Raw genomic sequence first — 3,506 nt, 5'->3', positions numbered from 1 at the left:
CGGGCGGGATCTCGGGTGCCGACTTAGCAGAACGAGCCGGTCTGCAGGCCGGGAAGTTCGGCGCGCGGATCATCGTCTCCGCGGAGGCCATCGGACTGGAATCCGACAGCGGACACCATCTGCTCCGACTCGCCGATCAAGCGTCGGTGGTCGCCCGTGCCGTCGTGCTTGCCACGGGAGCGCGGTATCGCAGGCTCGCCGTCCCGGCAATCGAATCGTTCGAGGGCAACGGCGTGTACTACGCCGCCACCTTCCAAGAGGCGTTGATGTGCGGCACGGGGCCCGTCGTCATTGTGGGGGGTGGTAACTCCGCGGGCCAGGCGGCGATCTTCCTCGCCGCGCGGGTTTCCCGGGTGTATGTGGTGATCCGCGGCGACGACCTGAACACGAGCATGTCCCGATATCTCGTCGACCAGATCCTCCAGCACCCCCGCGTGACCGTGCGGTCGTGTACCGAGATCCGGGAGGTGCACGGAGACGGTGCACTCACGGCCGTGGTGACCGAGGACAAACGGACTGGCGAGCGTCATTGGATCGAGACCCGCGCCCTGTTCGTTTTCATCGGCGCCGATCCCAACACCTCATGGCTCGCCGGCGCTATCGAGCTCGACGACCACGGCTACGTGCTGACCGGCCCGGCCGCGCTCTATTCGGATAACGACGTCAATCACGGGCGAACGCAACGTCAGCCGATGATTCTCGAGACCAGCCGACCCGGTGTGTTCGCAGCGGGCGACGTGCGTAGCGGCTCGGTCAAGCGGGTGGCGTCCGCGGTCGGCGAAGGATCTATGGCAATCCGCCAGATCCACGAGTACTTCGGGACCTGAAAAGGGCAGCGTCCGCAGCAGATCCAGTGACCCGGCGTAGATCTCGATCACGAGGCCGGCCCAGGGCGACTCGCCCGTTCTACCGCGACCTCAAAATTCCTTGGCGCCTCGGGCGAGCCCGAAGATTCCGGCGGCGACGAACGGCACGGGGGAAAGCATGGCGATCAACGCGCTTCTTGTGTCGGGAAGCGACCTGCCGCTGGTGAGTCCTGCGATCACGTCGGCGCTGTCACTGAGCAGACCCATCGACGCCCAGCGTCGAAACTCCCCGCCCCCACCGGCGCCCAAGGCGGCGCAAGCGCCCGTCCCGATGACCACATCGCGGATCCCGATGGTGCGCATGAGTAGCGTTTCGGTACCCGAGGCCTGCTTAAAGAATCGGCCCGGCACCACGATCATTGCAACGCCCACGCAGATGCGGGCCCCCGCAACGGTGGCCAGTGCCGCGGTGCCCAGAGAATTTTGCCGTGCCATCCGTCAACACTAGCCAGGCATCACGACCGGCAAACAAGAATCTGAAACGAATTGGTCGTCGATAGGCCGATCGGCCCCCCGCGCCGTGTTGCGCATGCGCCGTGTCGCGGTCAGGGGCACGCTCAAAGGAGCACTCGGGCCAGCTGCCGGTAATCTGGCATGGGGTCCTCGCCGTTGGCTGTGAGCACCTGAATCCCGATGTGGTCCGCGCCCGCCTCGAACTGGGCGCGCAGGCTCGCAGCGACGCTGTCTGCAGAGCCGTGCAGCACCAGAGCGTCGATGAGGCGGTCGCTGCCGCCGCCCTCGAGGTCGGCATCGGTGTACCCGTAGCGCCGAAAATTGTTGGTGTAGTTGACAAGATCCAAATAGGGGTTGGACACGAATGCGCGACCGATGGTGCGCGCCGTGTCGGGGTCAGGTTCCACCACAACTGTCTGCTCAGGTGCGATCACGACGTAGGGCCCGAGGATCTGCCGGGCCTCGCGCGTGTGATCGGGAACCACGAGATAGGGGTGGCTTCCCAGCGTTCGGGCGGCGGCCAACCGAAGCGCTCGGGGGCCGAGTGCGGCAAGGATCCGCCGATCGGGCGGCACTCCGCCAGCATCAAGCCGGTCGAGGTAATCGACCATGGTGGCATACGGCCGGCGGTACTCCGAGTTGGCCTCGGGGTGGCCGACACCCACACCGAGCAGCACCCGGTCGCCACACCTTGACGTGATTCGCCGGTACGACGCCGCGACCTCTTCGGCGTCGTTGGTCCACATATTCACGATCGCTGTGGCCACCACGATGGTGGAGGTGGCCTGCAGGATTTGCTCGACCACAGCCAGATTCGCCACCGACGCCGGCCCGAACCCCAACCACGCGACCGGGTAGCCCAGCGTTTCGGCTTCGACCGCGAACTCCGTGCGCGCCTCGTCGCCATACCCGGGATGAAACCAAGCCCCGATCCGGCCCAGCCGCGAACCCCAGTCCGCGCTCATGACGTCAACGCAGTCGGCACGATCTCCAGGCCCACGATTAGGTCGCCACGCAGGGTGAAGCGATTGGTCAAATCCACCTGGCCACCGGGAAAGTTGCCCTCCAGATGGGTGTACACCTCATGGCGTTGCTCACCGCCAACTTCGCCCAGCGCTTCCGATCCGATGATCGCGACGGTGTACTCGAAAGCGGTGGCGGCATTTTCGCGCCACTGCCGAATCGCGTCCGCGCCATGCCAGTGCCTGTCTTCATCGAGCACGACGGCATCATGTGTGAAACACGCGACGATTGCGTCGATGTCGCCGCGGTCGGACGCGGCCAGATATTTCGACGCGACCGGCGGCAACAATCCTGATGCCGCCGAGTCATCCAAGCCTGTGTCCATGGGAGCCTCCTCGCACTTACTGCTAGAATAGAAGCTGCTAACTTCTAAATCAGAAGTTAGCAGCTTCAAAAGTAGCAGTCAATGGGAGGACGGCACGGCATGGCTGAGAGGATCCGACTCGAGGATCGGGAGTGCCCGCTGTCGGCCACCCTCGGCCTGGTCGGCGAATGGTGGACGCTGCTCATCCTTCATGACGCCTTCGACGGCTACACGCGCTTCGACCAGTTCCAGGACAACCTGGGCATTTCATCGAGCCTGCTGACTAGCCGACTCAAGCGTCTGGTCGACGTAGGCTTGCTCGAACGGCGCAAGTACCAAACGAAGCCAGTCCGCCACGAGTACATGCTGACCGAACTCGGCCGTTCCCTGCGGCCGGTGATCGTCGCACTCGCCGCGTGGGGCAACGGACGGCTGGACCCGAGCCAGCGCAGCATGGTGCTCGTCGACAGCGAAACCGGAGTCGAAGCGGAGCCCATTCTGGTCGACGGCGTCACGGGGCGACGCGTAGACGGACCGGACTTCGTCTTCACCGCCGGCCCCGCCGCGAGCGAGCCGTTCCGGGACCGCTACGCCGGGCGCCCGACCGTGGCATCCGCGCCTAGGGACTCGTCGGATACACAACGACGAGACAAACCGTCGCTGATCACCGCTAACCCGGCCTGATACCTCTGCTCAGCCTCGCTGAACTTCCTCATCCAGGGAGTGTCAAGGATCAGCCGAAGGAACTGTCAAGCATCAGCCGAAACACGGTAAGGCATGACCCGAAGACGAAATGTCAAGCATCAGCCGAGATAATACATCTCTGAGGTGGGGCGGGCGGGGCTCGAACCCGCGACCAA

Annotated in this window: 5 protein-coding genes; 2 read left to right on the top strand and 3 right to left on the bottom strand. The window is 64.7% G+C overall.

Features of this window, described 5'->3' with window-relative positions; translation table 11 throughout:
- Positions 1 to 827 (top strand): NAD(P)/FAD-dependent oxidoreductase (locus JWP83_RS07305; RefSeq protein WP_297727903.1); only part of this gene is annotated, 827 nt, incomplete at its 5' end.
- 90 nt (positions 828 to 917) lie between these two features.
- On the opposite strand, the gene JWP83_RS07300 is transcribed toward JWP83_RS07305, so the two are convergent.
- The 3 genes from JWP83_RS07300 to JWP83_RS07290 form a co-directional block, all read right to left on the bottom strand.
- The gene (locus tag JWP83_RS07300) at positions 918 to 1,301 is read right to left on the bottom strand and encodes a hypothetical protein (protein ID WP_297727900.1); all 384 of its coding nucleotides are present in this window, start codon (positions 1,299 to 1,301) and stop codon (positions 918 to 920) included.
- A gap of 122 nt (positions 1,302 to 1,423) precedes the next feature.
- On the bottom strand, positions 1,424 to 2,284 hold the full coding sequence (locus tag JWP83_RS07295; protein WP_297727897.1) for an LLM class F420-dependent oxidoreductase: 861 nt from the start codon (positions 2,282 to 2,284) through the stop codon (positions 1,424 to 1,426).
- Entirely contained in the window at positions 2,281 to 2,667 is a 387-nt protein-coding gene (locus tag JWP83_RS07290; RefSeq protein WP_297727893.1) for a nuclear transport factor 2 family protein, read from the bottom strand. The genes JWP83_RS07295 and JWP83_RS07290 overlap by 4 nt, the downstream gene beginning before the upstream one ends.
- Positions 2,668 to 2,766: 99 nt before the next feature.
- Here JWP83_RS07290 and JWP83_RS07285 point away from each other — a divergent pair, with 99 nt between their 5' ends.
- Positions 2,767 to 3,330 carry a helix-turn-helix domain-containing protein gene (locus JWP83_RS07285; protein ID WP_297727890.1) on the top strand — a complete coding sequence of 188 codons (564 nt, stop codon included), beginning with the start codon at positions 2,767 to 2,769 and terminating at the stop codon, positions 3,328 to 3,330.
- Positions 3,331 to 3,506 lie beyond the last annotated feature (176 nt).

The sequence above is a fragment of the Mycobacterium sp. genome, assembly GCF_025965855.1.
Classification (GTDB): Bacteria; Actinomycetota; Actinomycetes; order Mycobacteriales; family Mycobacteriaceae; genus Mycobacterium.
This window is presented reverse-complemented; position numbering and strand designations above follow the sequence as displayed.